27 protein-coding genes are annotated in these 22,901 nt (G+C 70.5%); 8 read left to right on the top strand and 19 right to left on the bottom strand.

Translation table 11 applies throughout. The features are described from left to right. Positions 1 to 376: 376 nt before the first annotated feature. The 7 genes from ACXET9_RS07425 (at position 377) to ACXET9_RS07395 (ending at position 5,064) form a co-directional block, all read left to right on the top strand. Positions 377 to 634 (top strand): hypothetical protein, encoded by a 258-nt coding sequence (locus ACXET9_RS07425; RefSeq protein ID WP_457885852.1) that lies wholly within the window; start codon positions 377 to 379, stop codon positions 632 to 634. Positions 635 to 865: 231 nt separating this feature from the next. Continuing rightward, positions 866 to 1,903, top strand: a complete 1,038-nt coding sequence (locus ACXET9_RS07420) for a P63C domain-containing protein (protein WP_457885851.1) — start codon at positions 866 to 868, stop codon at positions 1,901 to 1,903. 113 nt (positions 1,904 to 2,016) lie between these two features. After that, positions 2,017 to 2,361, top strand: coding sequence for a hypothetical protein (locus ACXET9_RS07415; protein ID WP_457885850.1), 345 nt, complete (start codon positions 2,017 to 2,019; stop codon positions 2,359 to 2,361). A 96-nt stretch (positions 2,362 to 2,457) separates the two neighbouring features. Then, entirely contained in the window at positions 2,458 to 3,819 is a 1,362-nt protein-coding gene (locus tag ACXET9_RS07410) for a type I-E CRISPR-associated protein Cse1/CasA (RefSeq protein ID WP_457885849.1), read from the top strand. A gap of 100 nt (positions 3,820 to 3,919) precedes the next feature. Further along, the gene (locus tag ACXET9_RS07405) at positions 3,920 to 4,279 is read left to right on the top strand and encodes a hypothetical protein (RefSeq protein ID WP_457885848.1); all 360 of its coding nucleotides are present in this window, start codon (positions 3,920 to 3,922) and stop codon (positions 4,277 to 4,279) included. A gap of 27 nt (positions 4,280 to 4,306) precedes the next feature. Next, positions 4,307 to 4,639 carry a hypothetical protein gene (locus ACXET9_RS07400; RefSeq protein ID WP_457885847.1) on the top strand — a complete coding sequence of 111 codons (333 nt, stop codon included), beginning with the start codon at positions 4,307 to 4,309 and terminating at the stop codon, positions 4,637 to 4,639. 65 nt (positions 4,640 to 4,704) lie between these two features. Beyond that, positions 4,705 to 5,064 (top strand): hypothetical protein, encoded by a 360-nt coding sequence (locus tag ACXET9_RS07395; RefSeq protein WP_457885846.1) that lies wholly within the window; start codon positions 4,705 to 4,707, stop codon positions 5,062 to 5,064. Between the two features lie 75 nt (positions 5,065 to 5,139). On the opposite strand, the gene ACXET9_RS07390 is transcribed toward ACXET9_RS07395, so the two are convergent. The 16 genes from ACXET9_RS07390 to ACXET9_RS07315 form a co-directional block, all read right to left on the bottom strand. Further along, entirely contained in the window at positions 5,140 to 5,421 is a 282-nt protein-coding gene (locus ACXET9_RS07390) for a hypothetical protein (protein ID WP_457885845.1), read from the bottom strand. A 28-nt stretch (positions 5,422 to 5,449) separates the two neighbouring features. After that, on the bottom strand, positions 5,450 to 5,836 hold the full coding sequence (locus ACXET9_RS07385; protein WP_457885844.1) for a hypothetical protein: 387 nt from the start codon (positions 5,834 to 5,836) through the stop codon (positions 5,450 to 5,452). Between the two features lie 16 nt (positions 5,837 to 5,852). Continuing rightward, a complete protein-coding gene (locus ACXET9_RS07380; protein WP_457885843.1) occupies positions 5,853 to 6,275 on the bottom strand; it encodes a hypothetical protein in 423 nt (140 codons plus the stop codon). Between the two features lie 15 nt (positions 6,276 to 6,290). Beyond that, positions 6,291 to 6,665: a hypothetical protein gene (locus tag ACXET9_RS07375; RefSeq protein WP_457885842.1), complete on the bottom strand. Its 375-nt coding sequence runs from the start codon at positions 6,663 to 6,665 to the stop codon at positions 6,291 to 6,293. Between the two features lie 31 nt (positions 6,666 to 6,696). Next, entirely contained in the window at positions 6,697 to 7,443 is a 747-nt protein-coding gene (locus ACXET9_RS07370) for a hypothetical protein (protein WP_457885841.1), read from the bottom strand. Next, entirely contained in the window at positions 7,443 to 7,718 is a 276-nt protein-coding gene (locus tag ACXET9_RS07365) for a hypothetical protein (RefSeq protein ID WP_457885840.1), read from the bottom strand. The genes ACXET9_RS07370 and ACXET9_RS07365 overlap by 1 nt, the downstream gene beginning before the upstream one ends. Before the next feature lie 2 nt (positions 7,719 to 7,720). Further along, the gene (locus ACXET9_RS07360) at positions 7,721 to 8,143 is read right to left on the bottom strand and encodes a hypothetical protein (protein WP_457885839.1); all 423 of its coding nucleotides are present in this window, start codon (positions 8,141 to 8,143) and stop codon (positions 7,721 to 7,723) included. After that, positions 8,136 to 8,516: a hypothetical protein gene (locus ACXET9_RS07355; RefSeq protein WP_457885838.1), complete on the bottom strand. Its 381-nt coding sequence runs from the start codon at positions 8,514 to 8,516 to the stop codon at positions 8,136 to 8,138. The genes ACXET9_RS07360 and ACXET9_RS07355 overlap by 8 nt, the downstream gene beginning before the upstream one ends. Before the next feature lie 53 nt (positions 8,517 to 8,569). Then, complete coding sequence (locus ACXET9_RS07350; protein WP_457885837.1) at positions 8,570 to 10,087, bottom strand: peptidoglycan-binding protein; 1,518 nt, start codon at positions 10,085 to 10,087, stop codon at positions 8,570 to 8,572. Between the two features lie 80 nt (positions 10,088 to 10,167). Beyond that, a complete protein-coding gene (locus ACXET9_RS07345; protein WP_457885836.1) occupies positions 10,168 to 10,341 on the bottom strand; it encodes a hypothetical protein in 174 nt (57 codons plus the stop codon). Positions 10,342 to 10,355: 14 nt separating this feature from the next. After that, positions 10,356 to 12,263 carry a GDSL-type esterase/lipase family protein gene (locus ACXET9_RS07340; protein WP_457885835.1) on the bottom strand — a complete coding sequence of 636 codons (1,908 nt, stop codon included), beginning with the start codon at positions 12,261 to 12,263 and terminating at the stop codon, positions 10,356 to 10,358. 31 nt (positions 12,264 to 12,294) lie between these two features. Beyond that, complete coding sequence (locus ACXET9_RS07335; protein ID WP_457885834.1) at positions 12,295 to 14,766, bottom strand: polysaccharide deacetylase family protein; 2,472 nt, start codon at positions 14,764 to 14,766, stop codon at positions 12,295 to 12,297. A 60-nt stretch (positions 14,767 to 14,826) separates the two neighbouring features. Further along, a complete protein-coding gene (locus tag ACXET9_RS07330; protein ID WP_457885833.1) occupies positions 14,827 to 15,498 on the bottom strand; it encodes a hypothetical protein in 672 nt (223 codons plus the stop codon). Positions 15,499 to 15,502: 4 nt separating this feature from the next. Beyond that, on the bottom strand, positions 15,503 to 16,624 hold the full coding sequence (locus ACXET9_RS07325; RefSeq protein ID WP_457885832.1) for a hypothetical protein: 1,122 nt from the start codon (positions 16,622 to 16,624) through the stop codon (positions 15,503 to 15,505). Next, positions 16,615 to 17,457: a hypothetical protein gene (locus ACXET9_RS07320; protein ID WP_457885831.1), complete on the bottom strand. Its 843-nt coding sequence runs from the start codon at positions 17,455 to 17,457 to the stop codon at positions 16,615 to 16,617. Before ACXET9_RS07320 ends, ACXET9_RS07325 begins: the two co-directional genes overlap by 10 nt. 9 nt (positions 17,458 to 17,466) lie before the next feature. After that, entirely contained in the window at positions 17,467 to 20,991 is a 3,525-nt protein-coding gene (locus tag ACXET9_RS07315) for a phage tail tape measure protein (protein ID WP_457885830.1), read from the bottom strand. Positions 20,992 to 21,059: 68 nt separating this feature from the next. Between ACXET9_RS07315 and ACXET9_RS07310 the strand changes: the two genes are divergently transcribed. Then, the gene (locus tag ACXET9_RS07310; RefSeq protein ID WP_457885829.1) at positions 21,060 to 21,278 is read left to right on the top strand and encodes a hypothetical protein; all 219 of its coding nucleotides are present in this window, start codon (positions 21,060 to 21,062) and stop codon (positions 21,276 to 21,278) included. Between the two features lie 5 nt (positions 21,279 to 21,283). On the opposite strand, the gene ACXET9_RS07305 is transcribed toward ACXET9_RS07310, so the two are convergent. The 3 genes from ACXET9_RS07305 to ACXET9_RS07295 form a co-directional block, all read right to left on the bottom strand. Continuing rightward, the gene (locus ACXET9_RS07305; protein WP_457885828.1) at positions 21,284 to 21,559 is read right to left on the bottom strand and encodes a hypothetical protein; all 276 of its coding nucleotides are present in this window, start codon (positions 21,557 to 21,559) and stop codon (positions 21,284 to 21,286) included. Positions 21,560 to 21,627: 68 nt separating this feature from the next. After that, a complete protein-coding gene (locus ACXET9_RS07300; protein WP_457885827.1) occupies positions 21,628 to 22,257 on the bottom strand; it encodes a hypothetical protein in 630 nt (209 codons plus the stop codon). Positions 22,258 to 22,379: 122 nt separating this feature from the next. Beyond that, positions 22,380 to 22,901, bottom strand: coding sequence for a phage tail tube protein (locus ACXET9_RS07295; RefSeq protein ID WP_457885826.1), 522 nt, complete (start codon positions 22,899 to 22,901; stop codon positions 22,380 to 22,382).

The following is a 22,901-nucleotide window of genomic DNA, read 5'->3' as shown; positions in this document are numbered from 1 at the left end:
CGTGACCCCGAGCCTGTGAGCTCCTGCTTCTGAGCTCTGAGCTCTGAGCTTCTGAGCTTCTGAGCGTCGTCGGGTCGGGGCCCTCGAGGGCCTGTCCCGGTGACGCGTGAGCGGCCGGTCCCCCTCGCGGGGACCGGCCGCTCTGCTGCTCCAAATCGTCTGGGCCGTCCGCGGCGCGAGCGCCGTCGCTGCTGTGCGCGCACGCTCGGGCGCTCCTGGGGCCCGATCTCCTGGTGCCGAGCACTCCTCCCCAACGGCCGTCCGTCCCCAATCGGCGCAGGGCGCTGGATCGGCGGCGGCGAACTCCGGACGCTGGTGGTCGTCGGCACGGAGCCGACGCCGGGATCGCCCCGGCATCCGAGGAGGGACACTCACCATGCGGGATATCCAGACCACGGTGACGATGCGCCAGCACTCATGGTGGGCTCGTGTGTCGGTGGAGGGCTCCATGATGCGGGCCATGGACATGCGCGAGGAGCACGCGATCTGGGCCCGCCAGATCCGCCAGGAGATCGACCAGCGACAGCAGACCCTAGACCTCCGCACGCCCCGGCGCGTCCCCGTCGTCGATGACGGCCGCCAGGCGGCCGCGGGCGAGGAATGCCAGGACCCCGGCGGCTGGGACGCGGCATGAGCGCCTGGCCGACCCCGACTCCTCGAGGATGGGCGTAGCTCGGACCCGCGGCTCATGATCGACCTCGGCGATTCCGCCACGACTGATGCATGCCGCAAGCATCCGTCGAGCAACATTCGGCATGCGGAGCGACAACCCTTCCTTTACCTGCTACTTTCCCGCCGAGCGTAGACAGGTGCCGACGCCCTAAAGTACCCTTCTGCATAGCGCAAGCATATGGAGGTGACGCGCATGTCGGACAGCATCCCCGACGACTTCATGAAGTTGGCCGGTAGCAAGGGCGGGAGAGCACGGGCCCAGGCGCTCAGCAAGACAGAGCGATCCGAGATCGCACGGAAAGCAGCCAAGGCCCGCTGGCAGGCTCCGGTTGCAGAGTTCACCGGCAAGCTGAGGATCGGCGAGCGAGAACTTGACTGCGCCGTTCTCGATGGAGGAACCCGTCTCATTTCGCAGGGCGACATCATGAGGGCTCTCGGCCGAGCCGAGTCGATGGGGCGAAGGTCAGACGCGGCACCATTCCTCTCCGCCGCGAATCTGCAGGGGTACATCACTGCAGACCTGCGGGGGGAGCTGACGCCGGTCGCGTACAGGCTGCCCAACTCTCAGTTCACCATCACGGGGTATCCGGCCGCCGTCCTCCCGGCCGTCTGCGAGATCTACCTTGCAGCGCGCGAGGACAAGGTGCTTGCTCCCCGGCAGCATGCCGCTGCGCATGCTGCAGAGGTGCTCATGCGTGGCCTCGCTCGAGTCGGCATTAACGCCCTCGTCGACGAGGCGACGGGATACCAGGCAGTCAGGGACAGGGATGAGCTCCAGAAGCTCCTCGCGAGCTACGTGAACGAGGAGTTCCGCCCGTGGGTGCAGCGCTTCCCGAACGAGTTTTTCTCACAGATCTACCGCATCTATGCGCTCGATGAACCCCAGGGGAACCGGCGCCCCCAGTTCATCGGCCGCTTCATCAACGAGTACATCTACGAGGGACTGCCAGAAGGCGTCCTCGAAGACCTGCGGCGCGTGAACCCATCGAACGCCGCCGGGAACCGAGCACGCCGCCACCATCAACACCTGACAGAGCACACTGGCAACACCCATCTTGACCGACAGATCACAACGGTGATCACACTCATGTCGATCAGTGCCAACAAGCACGAGTTCAAGGCCCTGTACGCGAAGCGGTTCCCGCCGAAGCGAGACCGGGTCCTGACCGTGACTCCCGTCGAGGGCGGCGCGCCGATGGTACAGCTCGAGCTCGAGCTTCCTGAGTCCTGATTCCAGACGCACGAAAGCGCCCCTCGCTCTCCCGAAGGAGAACGAGGGGCGCTGTGTGCTTCCGTGGGCGAGCTCCGGTCGGCCGACCGGGTAGCCGCTCAGACGTCGGGGCTGTGCTCGTCCTCGCGGCGGGGTGCGGTGCGGCCGCGGCGCCGAGCCTGGATGAGGAGGTGGCCGACCTTGACGCGGCGGTCGAGCTCTATCGGTCCGTGGATGGGGCGGAGTGCGATCGGCCGGCCGACGAGCGGGACGACGGGACGACGATCGCGGTGACATGCGAGGACGGGGCCGTCGTGATCTGGAGCCGCGAGTCGACCGCTGACGAGGCGCAGCGCCGGCTGACGTCGGCGATCCTGGCGGACGAGCACGGCATTCAGGCGGTCGTCGGCGTGAACGTCACGCTCCTGAACGTCGACCGTGAGGCCGTGGCCGCGCAGATCGGCGGCGTCCACCCCTGACCCTCTACGCGCCCCGGCGTCAGGTGGTGGCGGGGGAGGAGTGCCAGGACCCGGGCGGATGGGAGGTGGCGTGAGCAGGCCCATAGGGTGTCGGCCATGAGCGACCCCGTACGCCTCACCACCGAGCCGTGGATCCCCGTCGAGACCCTCGACGGGCACGCCGAGGAGGTCTCCCTCCGGGACGTCTTCCGGCGGGCCGGTGAGCTCCGCGGGATCCAGGCGGACTCCCCGCTCGAGCAGCGCGCCCTCGAGCGGCTCCTCATCGCGATCGCCTTCCGCGTCCAGGGCGATGCCTGGGCCGACGGCACCCCCGACGGGCTCGCCGTCGACGCGATCGACCACTACCTCGCCGAGCGCGAGGACGACTTCTCCCTCGGCCGGTTCCTCACGCACGACGACAAGCCCGTGTTGGCGGCCGCGGCGATGTGCCTGGATCGGCTCCTCCTGCCCGACAGCAACCGGCCGGTCCCGGCCCGCCTGTCGCCCGCGGAGACTGCGCGCGCGGTCCTCGTCCGGGTCCTGTTCGACCCGTCCGGGATCCGCACCGGGATCATCGGGGAGCCCGCGGACGCGTCCGGGCGGGCGGCGCCGATCGGCCCCGCATGGCTCTCCCGCATCCCCACCAGCCTGGTCCACCTCGGCACGCTCGCTGAGACGATCCTGTGGAACCTGCCCGCCGGGGAGTGGGGGCCCGGTGCGCCGGCATGGGAGGACGACCCTGCGCGACCCCGCGGCGAGCATGCTCCCGTCGGGCCCGGGCGGCTCCTCGTCTGGCCCGCCCGCCGGATCACCCTGCACCTCGACGCCGACGGCTGGACGACCGGAGCACTGCTGACCGCCGGCGACCGCCTCGACCCTTCCGGACTCGAGACGGTGGAGCAGCACGGTCTCTGGCGGCCCTCGACGGCGCACCGGGGGGCGCTGCGGCCGCGGGGCGGAGACTTCTGCCTGGACCCGTGGTTCCCGCTCGCGGCCGGCGGGCCGCTGCCGATCGGGATCCGCCGGCTCGCCGGCCACGCGGTCGGGCCTGCGCGCATCGACACGCTCACCGTGGCCCTCGACGGCCACCGCACGACGATCACCGACGTGCGGATGCACCGGCTGGCCGTCGACGGCCGGTCCCTTCCCGGTCAGCTCGAACGGATCGACGCATGGGAGACCGTCCGCGACGCGTTCTTCTTCGCGCTGCGGGACCTCGCCGCCGCGCGGGCGCGCGGTGCGATCGGCCGGGCCAGCGAGGCCGCCGTGCGGCGCGACGTCGCCCAGCAGCTCGACGGTCCCTTCCGGGCATGGCTCTCCGGCCGTGATGTCCGTGGAGACCTCGACGGGGTCGCCGCGGGGATCCGCGACCGGGTCGACCGCGGCGCCGCCGGCATCCCGGGCGAGGAGTATCAGCGGATCCGTGCGGTCCTGGTGTCGCAGTGGCGCGACGTCGTCCGCCCGCGGCTCGCGCTGTGACCTGTTCGTGACCACTATTCCTGTTTAGTTGTAGACAGCGCCCCTCTCCCCCTGTATAGTTCTAGACAGGAAGCAGGAATCGACCAGGAGGACAGCAGACATGGCCAGCACCTACGTTCGCATCCAGGACCGCCAGTACGGCACCGACTCCCTCTTCATCGAGGGCCGCCGCTCCTTCGTCCCCACCTCCATGGACGACGAGCGCTCCCGCCTCGGCGTCTCCGTCTGCGCCGACCTCGAGTCCCTCCTCGACTACTACTACGAGCACCAGCTCCCCATCGGCGACGACCCCGTCATCATCACCCTCGAGGGCGAGCCCTCCGGCGACCTCCCCCTCGACGCCGCCGCCGGCGAGCACCTCATCATCCCCACCCGCGTCGTCTCCATCGAGTCCGCCGAGGACGCCGGCTTCTACGACGGCATCGACGAGCGCTTCGCCCGCGACGGCATCACCTTCTGACCTCCACCACCACCAAGGAGCCCCACCATGGACACCCGCACCCTCTCCGCCACCATCACCCACGAGCACGACGGCCGCACCTGGACCATCAGCGGCCTGGCCCCGACCGTCCCCACCGACGAGTCCGACCCTGACGGCATCAAGGACTGCCCGACCGCCGAGGACCGCGCCGCCCTCGCCGCCTGGATCACCGCCGCCGTCCACCGCATCCCCGGCATCCCCGACGACTGCCAGTGGTCCGAGCGCACCACGATCACCTACGAGGAGAGCCCCGCCAGCATCGAGTGGGACCTCATCTGGTCCGAGGCCCTCGGCTACGACGGCATGGTCTTCGACTGCGGCACCGTCTACGAGGACTGACCCCCGTCACGCCAATGCCCCGTCCAGCATCGGGCGGGTCCACCCCACCCCCAGGAGCACCCACCATGACCATCAAGACCGAACTCGACGCCTGGCTCGGACCCGTCCTCGACGACTTCCTCCCCGGCGAGTACGACAGCTTCACCGAGGCCGCCAACGCCTACCTCCAACAGCCCTTCCGCGCCGAGCGCGACCCCGAGGACCAGGCCGCCAACCAGGCCGAGGACGACGCCGCCCTCTCCGCGATCCTCCAGCACATCCTCGACGAGGACACCCTCGCAAACGTCGTCAGCCGCTACCGCCAGGCCGAAGCCGAGCTCACCGGCTGGATCCGCGGCATGGCAGCCCGCGGCATGTCCGAGGTCCAGATCGCCGAGGAGACCGGCCTCGCCCGTGTCACCGTCCGCAGGCGGATCGGCAAGTAGCCCCCGGGACGCAGAAGAGCGCCCCCGCCTCCCGGCCGTAGCCGAGAGCGCGGGGGCGCTGTGTGTTTCTGTGGGTCAGGCGATGGTGCCGAGGGCGTGGATGATGTGCGCGTCGGTCACGCCCGACGGGTCCTCACCCGGCCGGAACCGGGGCTGCGAGGCGGTGTACTCGTACACGCTGGCCACGGTTGCCGTGCCGGTCGGGTCGACGGGGGCGGCGGCGAGACGAGTCCGCGCAGCCTCGATCTGCACCTGCGTCAGAGGAGGATCCAGGGTCGCGCCGAGCGCGACCATCCGGGCATGCAGGTCAGCATCACGAGACGCGGCAATGATCGCCGCCGAGGAGGGGATAGCCATAGGGGGAGCCTTTCAGGAGAGGGGGAGATTAGGTGGTGGGCCAGGGATCCGCCGTCGTCACCGTGCAGCGGGCGAAGATCGGCGTCGGAGCGATGATCCGGATGCGGGGATTCCCGGACAGGAAGCGGTTCAGGGTGAGGGACCCGGCGGTGAGCGTCGTGATCAGCGTGCCCTCGGCACCCGATACCGGGCAGAGCATGCCGCGCCAGCCCGTGCCGGTCGTCTCCGTCACGAAACCGGGCAGCTCTCTCAGCATCATCTGGTCGGGGCCCTGGATCCCGTCGACCCACCAGTCGACATGCCGGCCCGTGCGCTGGACCCAGATGTGCCCGGCGGCTGGTGCCGGGGTGATGCGGTCCGTGACCTCGACCCAGTCGGTCGACGGCAGGACGCCATGCAGGACAGGGACGCTCATCTAGAGCCCCCCGCGATCAGGGGGAGACCGCGGCCCCGGGGAGCGTCGCTGGGTCCGGCATCGGCTGCGAGCACGGCGCGACCAGACAGAAGACCATCGCGGAGGAGGCGGTGTGCGTGAGGCCGAGGAAGCCGCCGACCTCGGTCGACCATCCGACCGCGCCGACGACCGCGCCCGTGCCGCCGTGGAAGATCGGCTCGACGGCACGCCGGTCCGGCGTCCACAGGCCCGTGTCTGTCCAGGCCTTGTCGGTCGAGATGCCCGAGCCCTTGGTGATCCCGGGCGCCCAGGTCGCTGACGCTTCCGGCGACCCGTGGGCCGCGATCACCCAGCCGGGCACCCGCTGCACCCAGACCGTCGTCCCGGCCGGATAGGGGGCGGCGAGCTCGATCGCCCGCCAGCCCGTCGACGGCCCATCGACATGCAGCACCGGCATCATGCCGCACCTGCCAGGTCAGACCGGGACGCCAGGCCTGCTCGTGGGCATGACGTCCACCGGCCACGAGCAGAAGCCGCGAGCAGTCGCGGACGCCGTCGTGCACAGCAGGCGAGAGGGATACGGCTCCGGGAAGTACAGCTGCCCGGCGACCGTCCCCGCGCGGCCGACCGGGCCGAGCGGGCGCGCATTCGCATGCGCACTGCCCCACGGGCCCGACTGCACCCAGTCCGCGGGGAGCGTGACCAGAGCGTCGCCGACCGTCGTCGCGGGGACGGAGACGTAGACCTCCACCCGCCCGGCCCGCCAGCGCATGTGCACCGTCGCGCCGTTCTCCCCGACGGACAGCCAGGGCGTCGACGGAGGGTCGACGTGCGAGACAGGAAGTGCCATCTACAGCACCCCCCCCGAGACATCGGGGTGGTCAGGTGATCCGCCATGAGACTGCTCCCTCCAGGACATGCCCTGCCGTGACCGGACCAGGGGCCATGATCGACGTGCCCGACACGATGACGGGCCACATGTGCGTGACCCCCTCCACGACGGAGAGGAGCCAGCCTGCACCGACGCCGGGCTCGGTGACGGTCGCGAGGACGTCGGAGGCACCGGTCGCCTGCACGCCCTCGACGACCAGGGTTCGGTCCCCACCGGTAGCGGTCAGGGTGAGGGCCCCGCCCGTCCCCGCCGGGCCCGCCGTCACGACCGCCGGGGCCTCGACGAGGTCGCCCGGGTCGCCCTTCTCGCCCTGGACGCCCTGCTCGCCCTGCGGGCCAGGATCACCCCGAGGGCCCTCCGGCCCCTGTGGGCCCTCGGGCCCCTCCGGACCCGCCGGGCCCGCCGGACCGGCCGCCCACTTCTCCCCGTCGACCTCGATCACGGGGGCGAGGTCGACAAGGTCGACCGGCTCCGCACCCGCGAGGATCTCGACCAGGAAGCTCGCCCAGTAGGGCCGTGCTTCGGGGCGGACGGACACGTGCCACGGCCCCGGCACCAGCTCCACCGGGACCATCACCCCATCCACGATCGGCGTGGAGACGGGGTCAGCGCCGCGCAGGGCGCCTTCCCACGTCCCCGTGGATGCCGGGGTGAAGACGACGCTGCCCGCGCTGGGGAACGCGCGCTCGTCGACGCCGTGCGAGCGGACGACGCCCGCCATAACCGTGACCAGCATCAGTCAGCCTTCACACCCGTGCCGAGACCGATCGCGTCCAGCACCGGCTGCGCCCACGGACGCGTCAGGAGCCACTGGACCAGACCGGTGCCGATCGTCCACGCCAGGGCGGTGAGGGAGTCGATGATGGCGGGGGACAGGGCGGTCAGGTCCACACCGATCGTGCGGACCAGGAAAGCGATCGCGACGCCGACACCAGCGGCGACGAAAGTGCGGATCACTGCTCGCCAGGGGTGGACGACCTGCGTAGGGGTATCAGCCTTGTGCGTGTTCATGGTCAGGGTTCCTCTCGGGGTGGGACGATGATGTGCTCAGAAATGGAATCCGGCGGGGCGGGGATCTGGATCGACGGGAGCGCGCGACGGATCAGCGCGACCAGGTCCCGCGCGTACTGCACAGCCGCCCAGCGGGTCGACCGCTCGGTGGAGAGCTCGGCCTCGATCCGCTCGAACCGGGCGTCGGTCTCCCGGTCCTTCGCGCTCATCTCCTCGCGCAGCGCGGCGAGATCCGCCTTGTACTGCCGGAGGTCCTGGCGGAGCTCCGCCGCCAGGGACTTGTAGCCGTCGAGGGCGGTCTGGTCCTCCGCGACATCCTGCTCACGGACCCCCCGCCGCCAGGACGCGACGGACGTGATGATCGCTGCGACCCCACCGCCGCCGCCGAGGGCGATGATCACGGCAGCCCAGGGGACCTCACCCATCCGTCGCCTCCCTCTCGTCGAGTCGGGCGCGGGCGCGCGCGTCAGCGACGAGCAGCAGCAGGAGCCGTGCCGCGTGCATCGCCGCGAGCTGCCCGATGAGCAGTGCCCGCGGCCCCGACCCTGGAGACGTGGTCAGGACCTGATCCCAGGACAGGTAGATGTAGATGACGATCCCCGTCAGCATGAAGACGAGGCCGGGGATCTCGATCTGGTGGACGCGGGCGAGGTGCCCGACGAGGACCAGGGCGGATCCGGCGACGATCAGCGCACCCCAGATCACGGTGAGCGTCGCCCCGATCCCCTCGTAGGAGGTCGGCGGGGACAGGATCACCCATGCCCCCGCCGCGAGCCCCTGCAGGGCGCCGACGACCATGGCGAGCGTCCATGGCCACAGGGGCGGCTGCGGGTATGGCGACGAGGACAGCATCAGGCCACCAGCCAGGTGGCGTACCAGGTCGTGGGCCCGAGCTTCCCGTCGACCGTGAGCCCGGCCTTTCGCTGCAGTGCGCGGACGTCGGCCTCGGTGGCGGGACCGTAGCGGCCGTCGGCGGTGAGGCCGCGCTTCTGCTGGTAGCGGGCGAGGCCCTGCGCAGACGAGGTCAGGCCGCTGCCGGTGACCTCGCCGGGGTTCAGGCTGTTCGGGGACTTCCCGGAGACGGCCTCGGCGGGGCCGTCCTGGGGGCCGTAGTAGCAGCGGTGCTCCGGGGTGCGGAGCAGCGGGAAATCGGGGAGGTCCTTCAGCTTCACGAGGAGCGCCTTTCCAGTGGGGAGGGTCGGATCAGGGACGGTCACGGGCAGGTCCACGACGGCGCCGGACGCGAGCGCGAGGAGCTCGGTCATGAGGTCCTCGTAGGTGCCGTTGCAGGTGGTGGGGACCCAGTCGGAGTGGATGTGCACGACGGCGTCCGGGTGGCGGGTCCAGATGTCCGCGAGGAGCGCCGCGGCGGTGGGGAGCGTGCCGACGGGATCGTTCGGGTCGCACTCGATGCTGATGTCGCCGCGGTTGACGGTGCGGGAGCCCGAGGACCAGGCCGTCCAGTCCTCCGGCACGCACCGGGAGACGCGGCCCGGGGACGCGACGTAGTGCGCGCTGGTGCCGGCGTTCCCGCGGTCCTTCAGGAGGTAGGCGACGGTGCCGTCGTGCGTCTGCCCCGACGGCTCCCCCCACCAGTGGAACGTGACCGTCGCGACCTCCTGCCCGTACCGCTCGTGGTTCGCGTTGGGGGAGTCGCCCGGCGTCTCGATGATCAGGTCCGCGGCAACCGCAGGCAGCGCCGACGGCAGGTCCGGGGCCGCTGCCGTCGGCTCATCTTTTCCCGCGAGCCCCATCGCCGCCTTGGTGACCGGGCCGACCTTCCCGTCGACCGTGAGACCGTGCTCGCCCTGCCATGCACGGATCAGCGCGACGGTGCCGGTGCCGATCTTCCCGTCCACGTCGGCGCCGACGACACGCTGCACCGCCGCATGATCGAGCAGGCCCTCGGCCCTGTAGCGGTCGCGCTCGGGGAAGTATCGGAAGTGCCAGTCCTCCCCGGCGCGGCGGCCTTCGGCCCAGTCCCAGCCGTGCGCGCCGCCCTTCGTCTTGATCCAGTCCTGGATCGCCGCGGGATGAATGTCGATCGCGACGCCCGACTGGTGGTTCGACCCCAGGTCCGGGGACGCGACCGCGACACCGCCCGCGCGCCGCTTCCAGACGGTCCCGCCGTACCAGCGGTCCGTGCTCGCGGTCTTCTTGGTGCCGTGCGTGTCGACGTAGTTCGCGACGAAGAGCGCGACCTGCTCGGCGTGCGTGCGCAGCGCCGACCAGATCTGGAAGTTCGTGCCGGTGTCCGCGACCGCACGCGGCAGCATCCGAGTCAGCGACTCGAAAGCATCCGTGCGCAGACGCTCGACCTTGTCCTTGTTGCTCCACGCCTTCGGCATGGACGCGGTGGCCAGAGCCATGATGCGAGCCCCTTTCGGGCAAGAGGAAGGCCCCGGACCGGGATGGTCACGGGGCCTACGAGGGGAGAGAGGTGTGGGGGTCAGTCGATCGCGTCGACGAGGGCCTGCTCGTCCCCGCCGCCGTCACGGAAGGTCTGGGCGAGGCGGGTGATCTCGGCGGGGATGGACGCGAGCTGCGTCCGGCGCTCCTGCTCGCGGAGCACGGCGACACGGTGCGCGTCGAGGTCATCGTCAGAGAGGGTCGTCAGGTCCATGAGGGGTCTCCTTGTCAGGCGGCGTCGCCGATCGGCATGGCAGGCGGGGTTCGGTCCATGTCCCACTCGACCCAGCCGTTCAGGACGGTGGAGGCGGGCGCGCCGTAGAGCGTGAGCCCGCCATTCGAGTTGACCTGGATTCGGTACGTGTCCCCGGAATTGACGCTGGTCACGACACCGAATCCGGCGTCCGGCGCGACAGGCCGGTAGGGGACGAGGGCCCCGCCGGTGTTGGGGAAGAGCTGCGCGGACGCAGTGGAGGTCTGGACGCCTTCGAGGGTCACCCGGGCCCGTCCACGCCGAGTCCGGAAGCGGACCGCGCCAGCGGTCACGCCGGCCGCGAGCGTCGTGATGTCCCGCAGTCCACTGTCGTAGAGCGCGGTATCCACCCGCGTCTCCACCGCCGTCACGGACGCCGTGGATGCGAGCGCCGGCGCTGTTACGCCGCTGATCGTCAGCGCGTTCTGGGCGTATCCGGCCGCGTTCAGGTGCGTGAGGTCCGTCGCGGCGTAGGCGGGGAGGATGTTCTCGTCGTCCGTCGAGATCGACGCCGCGAAATCGAACACTCCCCGGAGTCCGAGCGGCTGCGCGCGGAGCCAGGTGTTGTAGGCGCGGCGGACGTCCTCCTCCGCACCGGTCCTGTTCGAGCGGGGCATGACCGTCGCCCCATGCATCCGTGCCGAGATCTTCTCGACGACCAGGGGTGCGAGCGCCGTCGCACGATCCTGCATCTGTGCGAGCGTCGCCCCGGTGAAGACGTCATTCGAGCCGATCCCGACGACCACCGCATCCGGCCGCGCGAGCCCCGCCCACCGGTTCAGGACGTACATGTTCCGGTGCCAGGACGACATCTGCGTGCCACCGATCGCGAAATGCACCGGGAGGGCATCATGTGCGCGGGCCCACTGCGACACCCAGGAGTCCGCGACCGTGAAGTCCGCGCCGATCCCACAGGTCAGGGAATCCCCGACACCCGCGAGGACGGGGACCGACGTCGCGACTTCCGCTTCGATCCAGATGTCGAACGGCACCAGATTCTGGCGCGTCATCGTGGACGCCGACACGGTCGGACCGTAATTCGCGGATTCGTCATTCCGCCAACAACCGCCAGCATTGAAAGACGGCCCCGGTGTCGTGGACGACGTATACCCGAACGACAGGAGGTATTCGGTGCCGCCGCCGAGGGGCTGATTAATCCAGTCGGACACCCATTCTGAGCCGTCCTCCGGGGTCTCGAAAGCCCCGACCACCTGCGTCGGCGTCCCCGTGAAAGCCCCATCCGTCGCGTGGACACCCTGCCAGATCCCCGTGAACGCTCCGCCCCCCGCACGCAGGGCACCGGTCCGCGGATTGTCATTCCGGATATGCACCCGGTACCTCGGAATATCGGGCATGAACAGCAGGGGGACACGGAACGTGCACGCCGCGGGGCCCGCATAGTCCGACCCGTGGCCGAGAGACAGGACGAGCGGGACCCGCTTCATCCCCGCCGCGGGTGCCGCATCCACCGTCTCGGAGACGAGGCTGGTCACCTGCGTCTCCGTCTCCGCGACCGACTGGTAGTACGCCCATGCGGACCAGCCCGTGGAGCGCAGGGATCGGCGCGCGAATCCGGTCTCGTAATGCGGAGCCGGAATGTATTCCTGAATCAGATTCGCGTCCGTGGAATGCTCCGACAGGACACGCAGATTCCCGTACACGGCAAACGGGTAATTCCGGGCGGTCGTCGCGTTCGCGGACGACACCTGGAAGTACCCGCCCGGAGTGGTCACGTCATTCAGGTCACGAGTTCCAAGCTCGGTCCCCTTGACCCCATCCAGGCGCGCCGAGCGAATACCTCCGAGGTCAATATTGACCCCGTCGACATCCACGACGAGCGTCCCGTCGGCCAGCGCCTCCGCGAGCGGCGTGATCCTCTTCATGACCCTCTCCTTTCACACATGAGATTCGCCGTCAGATCGGACGGACGGCAATATCGGTCATCGACACCGCGCCACCGGAGACGCGCCCGAAGACCCCGGTGAGCCCGGCAGCGACACCCGCCGTCGTCGGCAGATGGAAATGCATCCGCACCCGATGCCAACCCCCAGCCGGGATCGTGTGGTTCTCGGACTTCGCCGCGCCGCCGGTCACCTGCGTGCGGAACACCGCCCCGTCAGGTGCGTGCACCATCGCGGTCGCCTCGAAGACACTCCCGCGCAGATGATTGATGCCCTCCGCGGCCGCCGCGTGCGACAGGAGCCCACCCGTCGTGGTCGACGCGACCCCGTCCGCGAAGGTCCAGCCGCTGCCCGTCCAGCCGTCAGGGAGTCCCGCGACGACATTCATCCGCTGCGACGTCGATGCATCCGCGAACGCCTGCCCCGTCCCGGTGAGGACCAGCAGTCGTTCCGCGTCCCGCTCCGCCGCGATCCACGCCAGCAGAGCCTCCAGGTCCGCGACCGACATGAATCCCGTCGTGCCGAATCGCGCCGGGTGCGCCATGAGCGTGATCCCGGTGCCCGTGCGGATCGCCTGCCGGACCATCGCCTGCGTCGCCGCCAGGGTCTCCGCCTCGAAGGTCCAGTGCACCTGCCCCGTGATGGGGGTTCCGGTGAGGGGATTCAGGAACCCTGGGATCGACCCGCACGGGACCGCGTACCGGTCCAGGATCATCCGGCCCGCGGACGTCTCCGTCCACGCCTCGACCGTGCCGCCGGGGCCGAAGCCGTCGTAGGCGTCCGCTCCCTCGCCGGTGCCGGGCATCACCCAGCCCTCGATCGCGACACCAGGCATCTGGGCCTCCATGTAGGCCGCAGACTCGACGATCTCCTTCCGGAGCGCGCCATAGCCGGATGCGGCCTGATGCGTCCACGAATGCCCGAAGACCTCGATCCCGTCGCCCACGAGCTCCTGGATCTGCGCCCACGTCCGGGAGGACTCCTCCTCCACGAGCCGGACCGTGACCGCCTGATACGCGGGCAGCTTGTGCTGCTTCAGCAGCGGGACGACTGTCGCGGCCATCGCGTCATGCGCGTCATCGAAGCGCAGGGTCACGACCCCGCGGCCCGCGGTGCCGATCCGCCCGCCCTTCCGGGAGCGCGCCCGATCACGACGGACCGTGGCGCCGATCGCGGCATCCGCACCCGTCCCGCCACCGATCTGCGCCCACGCGCTCCACACGGAGCCCATGGACACGCGGCGCCACGCACCCAGCGACTGGTCATCAGGCCAGAACTCCTGCGCACGGGCACCGATCGATGCATCGAGGACGCGGACCTCGATCTGGCCGGTCGCGACTACCGGGTAGTGCCGCTCCGGCGTGATATTCCCCGGGTACCGCTGATACCAGGTCCCCTCGCCAGTGAGGCTGTCGAGGTCCGCGGACCCCGCGAGGCCCCGGTTCTGCAGGGTCGATGTCAGCCGCTCCCAGGCCCCCCACGTGCCTTCCGTGCGGATCCGCCGCCAGGTCCCGAGCCCGGCGTCAGCCTGGTAGGCCTGGTAGATGCGGTTCGGGTTCGGGACGACGGACACGGTCAGCACGCCGGAGGTCGTCACCGGGTAGTGCCGGGCCGTGGTCGCGGCGGACGAGTAGATCTGGTGATGGATGCCGTCCGTGAGGACGCCGTCGAGATCGGCGGAGCCCAGGAGGCCTCGGTTCGTGAAGGACCCGGAGATGCGCTCCCACTCACCCCAGGCACTGTCGACGCCCTTGCGTCGCCAGATCCCGTATCCTGCGTCGGCGTCATACTGCTGCCAAACCGTGGTGCCCTGGGCCGCGACCTGCAGCACGCCAGAGGTCAGCACCGGGTAGTGCCGGGCCTCGGTCGCATTGGACCCGAAGGCCTGGGTGTAGACGCCGGTCTCGACGAGGCTGTCGAGGTCAGCCGACCCGATCGGGCCACGGAAATAGGCAGTCCCGCCGGGCGGGACCGTGAGATTGAAGGTCAGGATCCCGCCGTCGAGGGACGTCGTCGCGCCCCACTGCGCACCCTCCGTGATCGTGATCCCCGCGGCCGTGATCGCCCACTTCGACTCCATCGGCGTCAGCGGTCGGACGTCCGGCAGCGCGGCGAGCGCGATCGTCGAGGTGCCGGCGGGGACGCGGATGGTCTTGGTGGAGCCCCAGGAGGTGGTGACGATGATGGCCCAGTCGTCGCTGCCGAGGGGGTCGTGGGGGGCGCGGCGGAGGGGCCAGGCGTCGACGGAGGAGCTGTAGACGGGGAGGCGGATGGAGCCCTTGCCGGCGGCGTCGAGGGTGATGGTGGCGGAGGTTCGGGCGATGACGGTGCCGCCGGTCGCGTCGAGGGTGTGGGAGAGCGCGAAGGTGACCTTCTGGCCGGCGAGGGAGAATCCGCCCTCGGTGACGTCCGTGGCGGCGATGGTGACGACGCGGGACGGCATCCCGGGGGCGAGGTCGGCCGACGGGATGATGCTGCTGGTCATGGGGACCTCCTTGGCATGCTGGAGAGCCCCGCGGGCGGGGGCTGCAGGGTGGGTGGGTGGTCAGTTGCCGGGGAGGGAGTCACGCCACTGCTCGAGCGCGAGGACGCGGTCCGCGAGGTTAGAGACGGCGCTCTGGACGCCGTTGATCGCGGTGGACAGCTGCTGCGGGGTGATCGCCCCTTCGGCGAGCTCGGCGGCGTCCTGCGCGAGCGTGTAGGCGTCGTCGGCGCGGGTCTGCGCTGTGGCGGCGTCGGCGACGCCCTTGTCGGCGCGGTTCTGTGCCGTCGTGATCCGGGTGTTGTGCTGGCCGAGGGTGGTGTTCTGCGTGTTGTTCACGCTGACCGCGCCGTCGGCGGTGGACTGCGCGGTCGTGATCCGGGTGTTGTGCTGCCCGAGGGTGGTGTCGTGCCCGTTCAGGCGGCCATCCTGGGCGGTGTCCTTCGCGTCGATCCGGGTCACGTCGGCGTCGTGGCCGCTCAGCCGCCCGTCCTGCTGGGAGTTCTTCGCAGCGTTCGCTTCGAGGTGCGGGGTGAGGCTGGTGAGCGTGCCCTGGAAGGCGAAGGCCGCGCCGTCGGGGTCGACGTAGAAGGTGTCTCCGGAGCCCGTGTAGAAGCGGAGGGAGCCCTCGTCGCCGGTGACCGACACTGGGCCGAGGGGCGCCGTCGCCAGCCGGTTGATCTGCCGCTGCAGGTCCCGGAGGTTCCCCGGGACCGTCGGCTTCCTGCCCGTCATGCGCTCACACCTCCACGAGATCGAGGTTGTAGACGTCGGGGTCGGCCGAGGACCAGGACCAGCCGTCGACCTTCACCTGCGACGCCGTCGCCGGCCGCGTCCACGACGCGTCCGCGAGGAAGTGGTAGACCTCGCCGACCATCGGGGTGTAGGAGCTCGTCGGCATCGTCGCGGTGAACGCGCGATCCTCCGGGGTCAGCTGTGCGAGCTTCCGGCGGATCGACCTGCGGACCTGCGCCTCCGTCAGCGCCGTCGGGTCCGAGATCATCCGGGACTTCCCCGGCTCCCCGGTCGCCCGGGCCCTGGCCTCGGAGAACGGGCCGATCTGGTCGGCGCCGCGGCCCGCGCCGAAGCCGTTCACGTTCGTCGCTGAGCGGTCCTCGTCCCAGTCCCAGGTCGCGTCGAGCAGCGACGCGGGCCCGGTGCCGGGCGCGGCGATCTCCAGGGTGATGTCGTCGCGGATCAGCGCGAGCTCCGGCTGCCCGACCTCGAGGGTCCGGGTCACGCGCCGCGGGGACCAGCCCGAGAGGACCAGCCCCGTCTTGAGCATCCACTCGAAGGGCCCGCCCGCGGCCTCCTGCAGGTCCGCGATCTCGGTCCAGTAGTCCGAGGTCCCTTCCCTGATGTCGACCGGGACCTTCGCGCCCGTGTGCGAGACCCACGACTGCAGATCCACGACCACCGTCTGGCTGTAGGTGAAGGCGGAGGACATGAGGCCGCGCGCCGTGACCACGGGGTCCAGCGCCGAGCCCTGCACGTCATCGACGGGCTGCAGGTACGAGAGGTAGCCCGCGAACTCGGGCCCCGATAGGGAGACGATCGGGGAGGCGTAGGACCCCGTGACGCGGGCCATCCACCACTCGCCGAGCGCCCGTGACGTCGGGGGACTGCCGACGCCCGTCGACGTGCCCTCCAGGACCGGCACGAGCGTGCACCGGCCATGCTGGAGGCGGCCCACGAGATCGCGGGCGGCCGCCATCGACACGCCGAGCGACCGCAGGTCCAGCGACGCGGAGAACGCGCCCGGTGCGAGCGACGACGCGAGGCGCACGCCCTGCAGCGGCAGCACGTCGATCATGTCGCCCGTGGAGAAGTCGGCGATGAAGTACGACGGGCTCAGCCCCATGACGACCTCCATGCCGCGCTGATCGTCCCGGTCCCACCGCCGGTGCGACGGATGACCGTCGTCGACTCCGGAGGCAGCGACAGCCATGTCCCCGCCGCGTCGATCCGCGAGTGCAGCGTCGTCGCGAGGTTCGAGACGCGGCGGCGCTCGAAGTCGACCGTGCGGGTCTCCCCGGCGGGCACGACGGCGCCGTACTGCCAGGCGCCGTCGTCCCAGGCGAGGCCCGCGGGGTTCGTGAGCGGGCCGGTCAGGGTGACCGTGAGCTTCGCCGGCGCCGTGCCGAGGTTCTCCAGGGCGACGCCCGCGCTCGTGATCGTCACCGACCGGGCGTCCGTCGACAGGCGCCGCCAGTCAGCGGTCTCGAACTGCAGCTGGTACGCCGCGATCCGATCGGACAGCGGCGTGATCACGGGCTTCGCCGCGCGCTTCGCCCGTACCTGCCGGCTCAGCCCGAGGTGCTGCTCCCGCACGATGATCGTTCCCCACCGGGGTGCGATCCCGACGGCGGCCAGCTTCTCCTTCAGCAGCCACATGTGCCGCGGGTTCTGGCCGCGGATCCGGCCCGAGAAGGTCAGGTCCCGGCCGTCGAACAGCATCGGGGTCTCCCAGCCGCCGTCGTCGTCGTCCCACGACCCCTGCGAGCTCTTCACGCGGGCGCCGTTGTCCCAGCCGTCCCACTCCGCGAGCGATAGCGGCGCCGACCGGGACGAGCCCGAGACCAGCTCGAGCCCGCCCGGCAGCTCCACCACCACGTCCGGGTCCGGCACCGTCCACGAAGGGAACGTCGCCGGCGCGAAGGGAGCCAGGGCGATCGTCGGATCCAGCGCGGTCATCTCGCCTCCTCAGAATGAGACGGCCATCGAGTCGATGGCCTGGCCGAACTGCGCGACCTGCTCGCGGGTCGAGCGGACCGCGTCCGAGTTCCAGTTGTGGAACGTGAGCGAAGGACCGGCGCCGGCGCCGGCGGCGTCGGGGCCCGCCCCGGCGATCACCATCGGGACCGGCGTCGGCGCCGGGACCACCCGGCCCCGCTCGACGCCGCCGCCGTCGGCGAGCCGGAGATCGCCCGCACGGATCGACGCACGCAGCCGGTAGATCGCGCCATGGCCGCCCGCAGCGGCGACCTCCGCCGCCGTGATCACGTGCTCGCCGTTCGACAGCCACGCCGAGATCGAGTCGGACGTGGCCGTGCCCGGCCCATGCACGGCACCGCCATGCGCCTTGTACGTCGCCCTGCCCTGCAGTGCCCCGCCGGCGTCCGAGAACACCTGCTTGACCTGCTGAGTCACCGTCGACGACCGGTCCCGCGCGACCCAGCTGAGCGCGGTCTCCGCGGCCGACGTCGCCGCATTCGCGGTGATCGTCGAGTCCCGATCCCGGGCCGTATGGTCGATCCCCGACTCCGCGGACGACGTGTCCGCGTCGACGTCGATCGTGCCCGTCGACGAGTTCGCGTGCGCGAGCACACCATCGGTCTGCGCGTTCGCAGGATCCGGGTTCGCGTCGATCGTGAGAGTGCCCTCCGAGAGGTTCACCTGCAGGATCGCCGCGGCGAGCGCCTCGTCGGCGGGGTAGGACTGGCCGTTGATGGTGACGGTGCCGTCGGACTCGTCGATCGTGGTGATGACGTGGGCGAGGGCCTCTTCGGCGGTGAGGGTTTCGCCGTTGATGGTGACGGTGCCGCCCTGGCCGTCGACCTGGATGAGGAAGGCGTCGACGTCGCCCTGGGCGCCGGTGGTGTCGACCCAGGCGTCGATGACCATCTCGGGGTCGGATTCGTCGATCGTGGAGAGGACGCCGTCGAACTTCTGCTCGGCGGGTCCGGTGTCGGCGGTGATCTCGACGGGCGGGACATCGCTGACGAGGCCCTCGAACTTGTCTCGGGCGGGCTCCGTGTCGGCATCGACGGGGACCTCGGGCGGGCTCCATCCGAGCTCTGCCCAGAGCGCGTCCCATGCCTCCTGCGCGGCCAGGGTGTCGAGGTCGACGATCGTCTGGATCTCCTCGGGAGTCCCGAGGAGCTGATCGACGTATGCCTCGGCCAGTTCCTTGCTGCCGGTGAGCTCGGTCGCGACCTCGATGAGGTCCTCGCGGGCCTGCGCGAGGAAGGTCCCGGACTCGTTCTTCGATTCCAGGGACGCGGCCGTCTCCAGCGCCTGCTCGGCGAGGTCGAGCAGCGCGCGCTTGTTCTCGTCGGCGGCCTCGGTGCCGTCCTCCCAGTGCTGCCCGTTCTCCTCGATCGCCGTGTTCGCGTCGGCGAGCGCGTCGGCGTAGTCGAGGGCGGCGCGCTCGGAGGTGATGAACTCGTTTGCGAGGTCGGTGAAGGCGGTGAGGGCTTCGGAGGCGGCGGTGGCGGCGGATTCGGTGGCCTCTGCGGCGTCGTCCATGCCGTCGGCGTAGGCGCCGGCGGCGCCGGTGGCGTCGTCGACGACGGGGACGAGCTCTCCGGTGGCGAGCTTCGCGAGGGTCGTCGCGTCGGCCTCGAGGCCCATGCTGGTGGCGACGTCGGTGAGGGACGTCTGCAGCTCGGGGAGCCGCTCGATGAGGTCCTCAGCGGAGTAGCCGTAGGCTTCGGCGGACTCCACGGCGGCGTTGAAGGACTCGTGGAAGGCGTCGTCGAGGCCGTTGTCGTTCAGCAGCGTCAGGGTGCGGTCGAGCTCGCCCAGGCGCTCGTTCGCGAGCCCAGCGGTGGTATCGAATCCGGCGAATCCCGCGGTGGCCTGCTCGATGCCCTGCAGGAACTTGTTCCCGTTGACGAGGTCGAGGGCATCGCCGACGCCCTGGATCGAGAAGCCGGCGTTGGACGACGACGCGACGAGCGCGTCCATCCCCTGCGCGGTGATCTCGGAGGTCGACTGTGCGTTCGACAGGGATGCCGCCATCTGGTCGGCCGCCGGAGCGGCCTCCTTGAAGCTGTCGGCGACCGAGGAGGCGATCTGCAGGACGGTGAACGCGGCGCCGGCGACCGTCGCGGCGCGCGCGACCTTCCTGAGGCCCGACGCGACCACCGGGTTGTCCTTCCGCAGCTGCTTGAACGCGGAGACGGAGTCCATCACGCGCGGGAACAGCAGCAGGAACGATCCCGCGGCGAGCGCGGCGACGCCGGTGATGCCTCCGATGCCGGTGATGGCGGAGAGGACGGGATCGGGGAGGTCGGAGAAGGCGCCGACGACGGTGGTGACGTGGTCGGCGAGGTCGGCGAGGGCGGGGAGGACGGTGGAGCCGATGCTGATGCCGGCGTCGACGAGGGCGTTCTGGGCCATGGCGATGCGGGACTCGGCGGTCTCGTAGCGCTTGGAGGCCTCTTCGATGAGGGCGGTGCCCTGCTCGAACTCAGCGTTGCCGGTGGCCATGGCGTCGGAGAGGACGCCGGTGGCGGAGGAGAGGCGGAGGAGGGCGTCGGCTTCGCGGATGCCGGTGATGCCGAGCTCGGTGAGGACGGCGTTGGTGGACATGCCGAGCTGCTCGGTCTCGGCGAGGCCGGCGACGAACGTGGTGAGCGCGGACGCGGGGTCGCCCTCCCAGGCGGTGGCGAAGTCCGCGGCGGACATGCCGGACACGGCGGCGAAGAGCTCGAGGCTGGCGCCGCCTTCGTCGACGGCCTTCCCGATGCGCTTCATCGTCTGGGACATGGCGGTGCCGCCGGCCTCGGCCTCGATGCCGACGGAGGACATGGCGGTGGCCATGCCGAGGATCTCGCCCTCGGTGAGTCCGGCCTGCTCGCCGGCGCCGGCGAGGCGCATCGACATGTCGAGGATCTCGGACTCGGTGGTCGCGAAGTTGTTGCCGAGGCCGACGATCGCGGCGCCGAGGCGACCGATCTCGCCCTGCCCGGTCTGGGTGATGTTGATGAAGCGGGCGATCGCGGTCGCGGCCTGGTCGGACGTCAGGTTCGTCGCTTCGCCGAGGTCGATCATCGTGCGGGTGAAGGAGAGGACGTTCGGGGTCGCGATGCCGAGCTGGCCGGCGGCCTCGGCGACGGCGGCGATCTCGGTGTGGGACGCGGGGAGCTCGAGCGCCATGTCCCGCAGCCCGGCCTGCAGGGCGTCCATCTGCTCGGCGGTTCCGTCGACGGTCTTGGTGACGCCCGCCCAGGAGGATTCCCAGTCCATCGCGGCCTTCGTCGCGAGGGCGAGGGCGCCGACGGTTGCGGCACCGAAGCCGGTGAGGGTGGCGCCGGCGGTGGACCAGGCCTCGCGGTTGGAGTCCGCGGACTGGACGAGCTGACCGAGGGCGGTGTCGGCCTTCTTCGCGGCGGTCTCGGTGCCCTTCGCGGTTGCCTCGACGGCCCGCGTCGCCTCGGCCATCTCCTTCTTGAAGCCGGAGATCTCGGCCCGGAGCCGGACTACGATGGAGCGATCTGCCACGTCACCCTCCCTTCGGATGGGATCGACGTGCATTCCGTCGTTGCCAGCACCTGCCCGAGGAGAGCCCGATGCTGACCGTCAAGGATTTCTGGACCCGCGTGATCATCGGAGCGGTGATGATGCTGATCGGCTTCGTGGCCCTGACCGGCGACGCACCGGCCGCCCGCGCGCTCGGCGGGATCCTGGTCTTCGCGGGGATCGGGAACATCGTGTGGGTCGTGATCAGCGCCGCGCTCGTGATCCGGAAGGCGAAGAAGATCGAGCATCAGCAGCAGCGCCGCCGCTGAGCGGCCTACTCGCCGTCGTGCTCGGCGGCGTCGCGGAGACCCATGAGGACGCCCTTGTCAGGGTTCTTCGTCTTCCTGCGCTCCTCGTGCCACTCGTCCGCGGCATGCAGCCAGATGCACTGCGTCTCGAACGCCTCCGGCTCGACGTCCGCCCGGTCGATGTCGCACTCGTCGCGGTAGTGCGCCGGGCCCGCGCCCGACGGGCACAGGTCCATGTCGTGTCGGCTCAGCGCGAGCACCAGGAGACGATCCCAGTCCGTCCAGCCCTCGGCGCCGGTCATGAGGTGCGACAGCGTCGTCCCCCAGGACCGGGCCGTCTCGAGGGACTGCCGGACCGCGGGGAACCGCCTCAGTGCTCGCGCGAGGAAGGGATCGACGGGAGCACCGCTCCCTTGTCGTTCAGCTCGGCGACGCCGCGGTAGAGCGACTGCAGGGGCCCATCACCGAGGGTCAGCCGCATCCGCTCGAGCTGCTTCGCGGAGATCGTCGACTTCCGCTTCCCGGACGACGGCTCCACCATCCCGACGACGGCGGAGGCCGTGACCATGTTCCCCAGCGCGATCTCGTCGACCCGGGTCCGCGGGATACCGCGTGCGTCCTTCACCGGCTCGCCGGCACTGTCCAGGACCGGCTTCACCGGCGCCTTCTCGGCGAGCGCCTTGCGCTCGTCGACGGTGACCTGCTGGATGGTGAAGACCAGGCGGGAGGCGTCGATGCGGTCGATGATGTCCTGCATCTGGGTGGTGATGGAGGTGTCGCCCATGGCCTCATCGGCGTCGTCCTGCTCGTCCTTGAGCTGCTCGGCGAGGCGTTCGTACTCGGCGAGGAGGGACCAGTCGCGGTAGATGGTGACGTCGCGGCGGGGGCGGGTGCCGTCGTCGATCCAGGCTTCGAGGTCGAACTCGTCGGCGCTGGTGCCGTAGTCGGGGGCCTGGTCGTCGGTGAGGGGGATGTCGTGGGTGGTGTCTTCGGGGGTCATGCTGCTGCTCCTTCTCCTGTGCTCCTGGGCTCCTGGGGTGCCCTCTCGGGGAGGGCGCTGGGCGGGGGAGCGAGGAGTGGCGCTCGACCCCGCCCAGCAGTCGGGGGGATGGTGGGGGACGGTCAGGGGCCGGCGACGATGACCTTGTCGAGGAAGCCCTCCTGGATGGCGAGGTCGACGATCCGCTTGATGAAGCCGCCGCGGTCGCTGGGCTTCTTCGGGTTGTCGAGGATCGCGCGGTAGATCGAGACCTCGTCGCCGGCGGTCCAGTCCTCGGTGGACTTCTTGTGGGAGTCGCGCTCGACGAGCCAGACCTCGATGCCCTTGGTCTTGAGGGCCTGGAAGACCTCGTCACCGGTCTCGTCGACGAGACCGGTGACGTCGTCGAAGTAGCGGAAGGGCGCGATCTGGCCTTCGAAGTTGGAGGCTCCCCAGACGGTCGCGTTGACGTCGGTGCACAGCTCGGGGTCGTTGATGGACTCCGAGGTGGTGGGGCCGAGCGTGTAGGGGGTCTTCGCGATCCGGCAGGAGATGTCGAGGCTGGCCTCGATCTCGGAGAGTGTCGGGGCGTTGGGATCGACGGGCGCGACCGGGAGGAGACCCAGCTTGATCTTCCCGTCGGCGAGGGACTTGACGGCGACCAT

It is taken from the genome of Brachybacterium netajii (SeqCode) (genome assembly GCF_054114245.1).
This window is presented reverse-complemented; position numbering and strand designations above follow the sequence as displayed.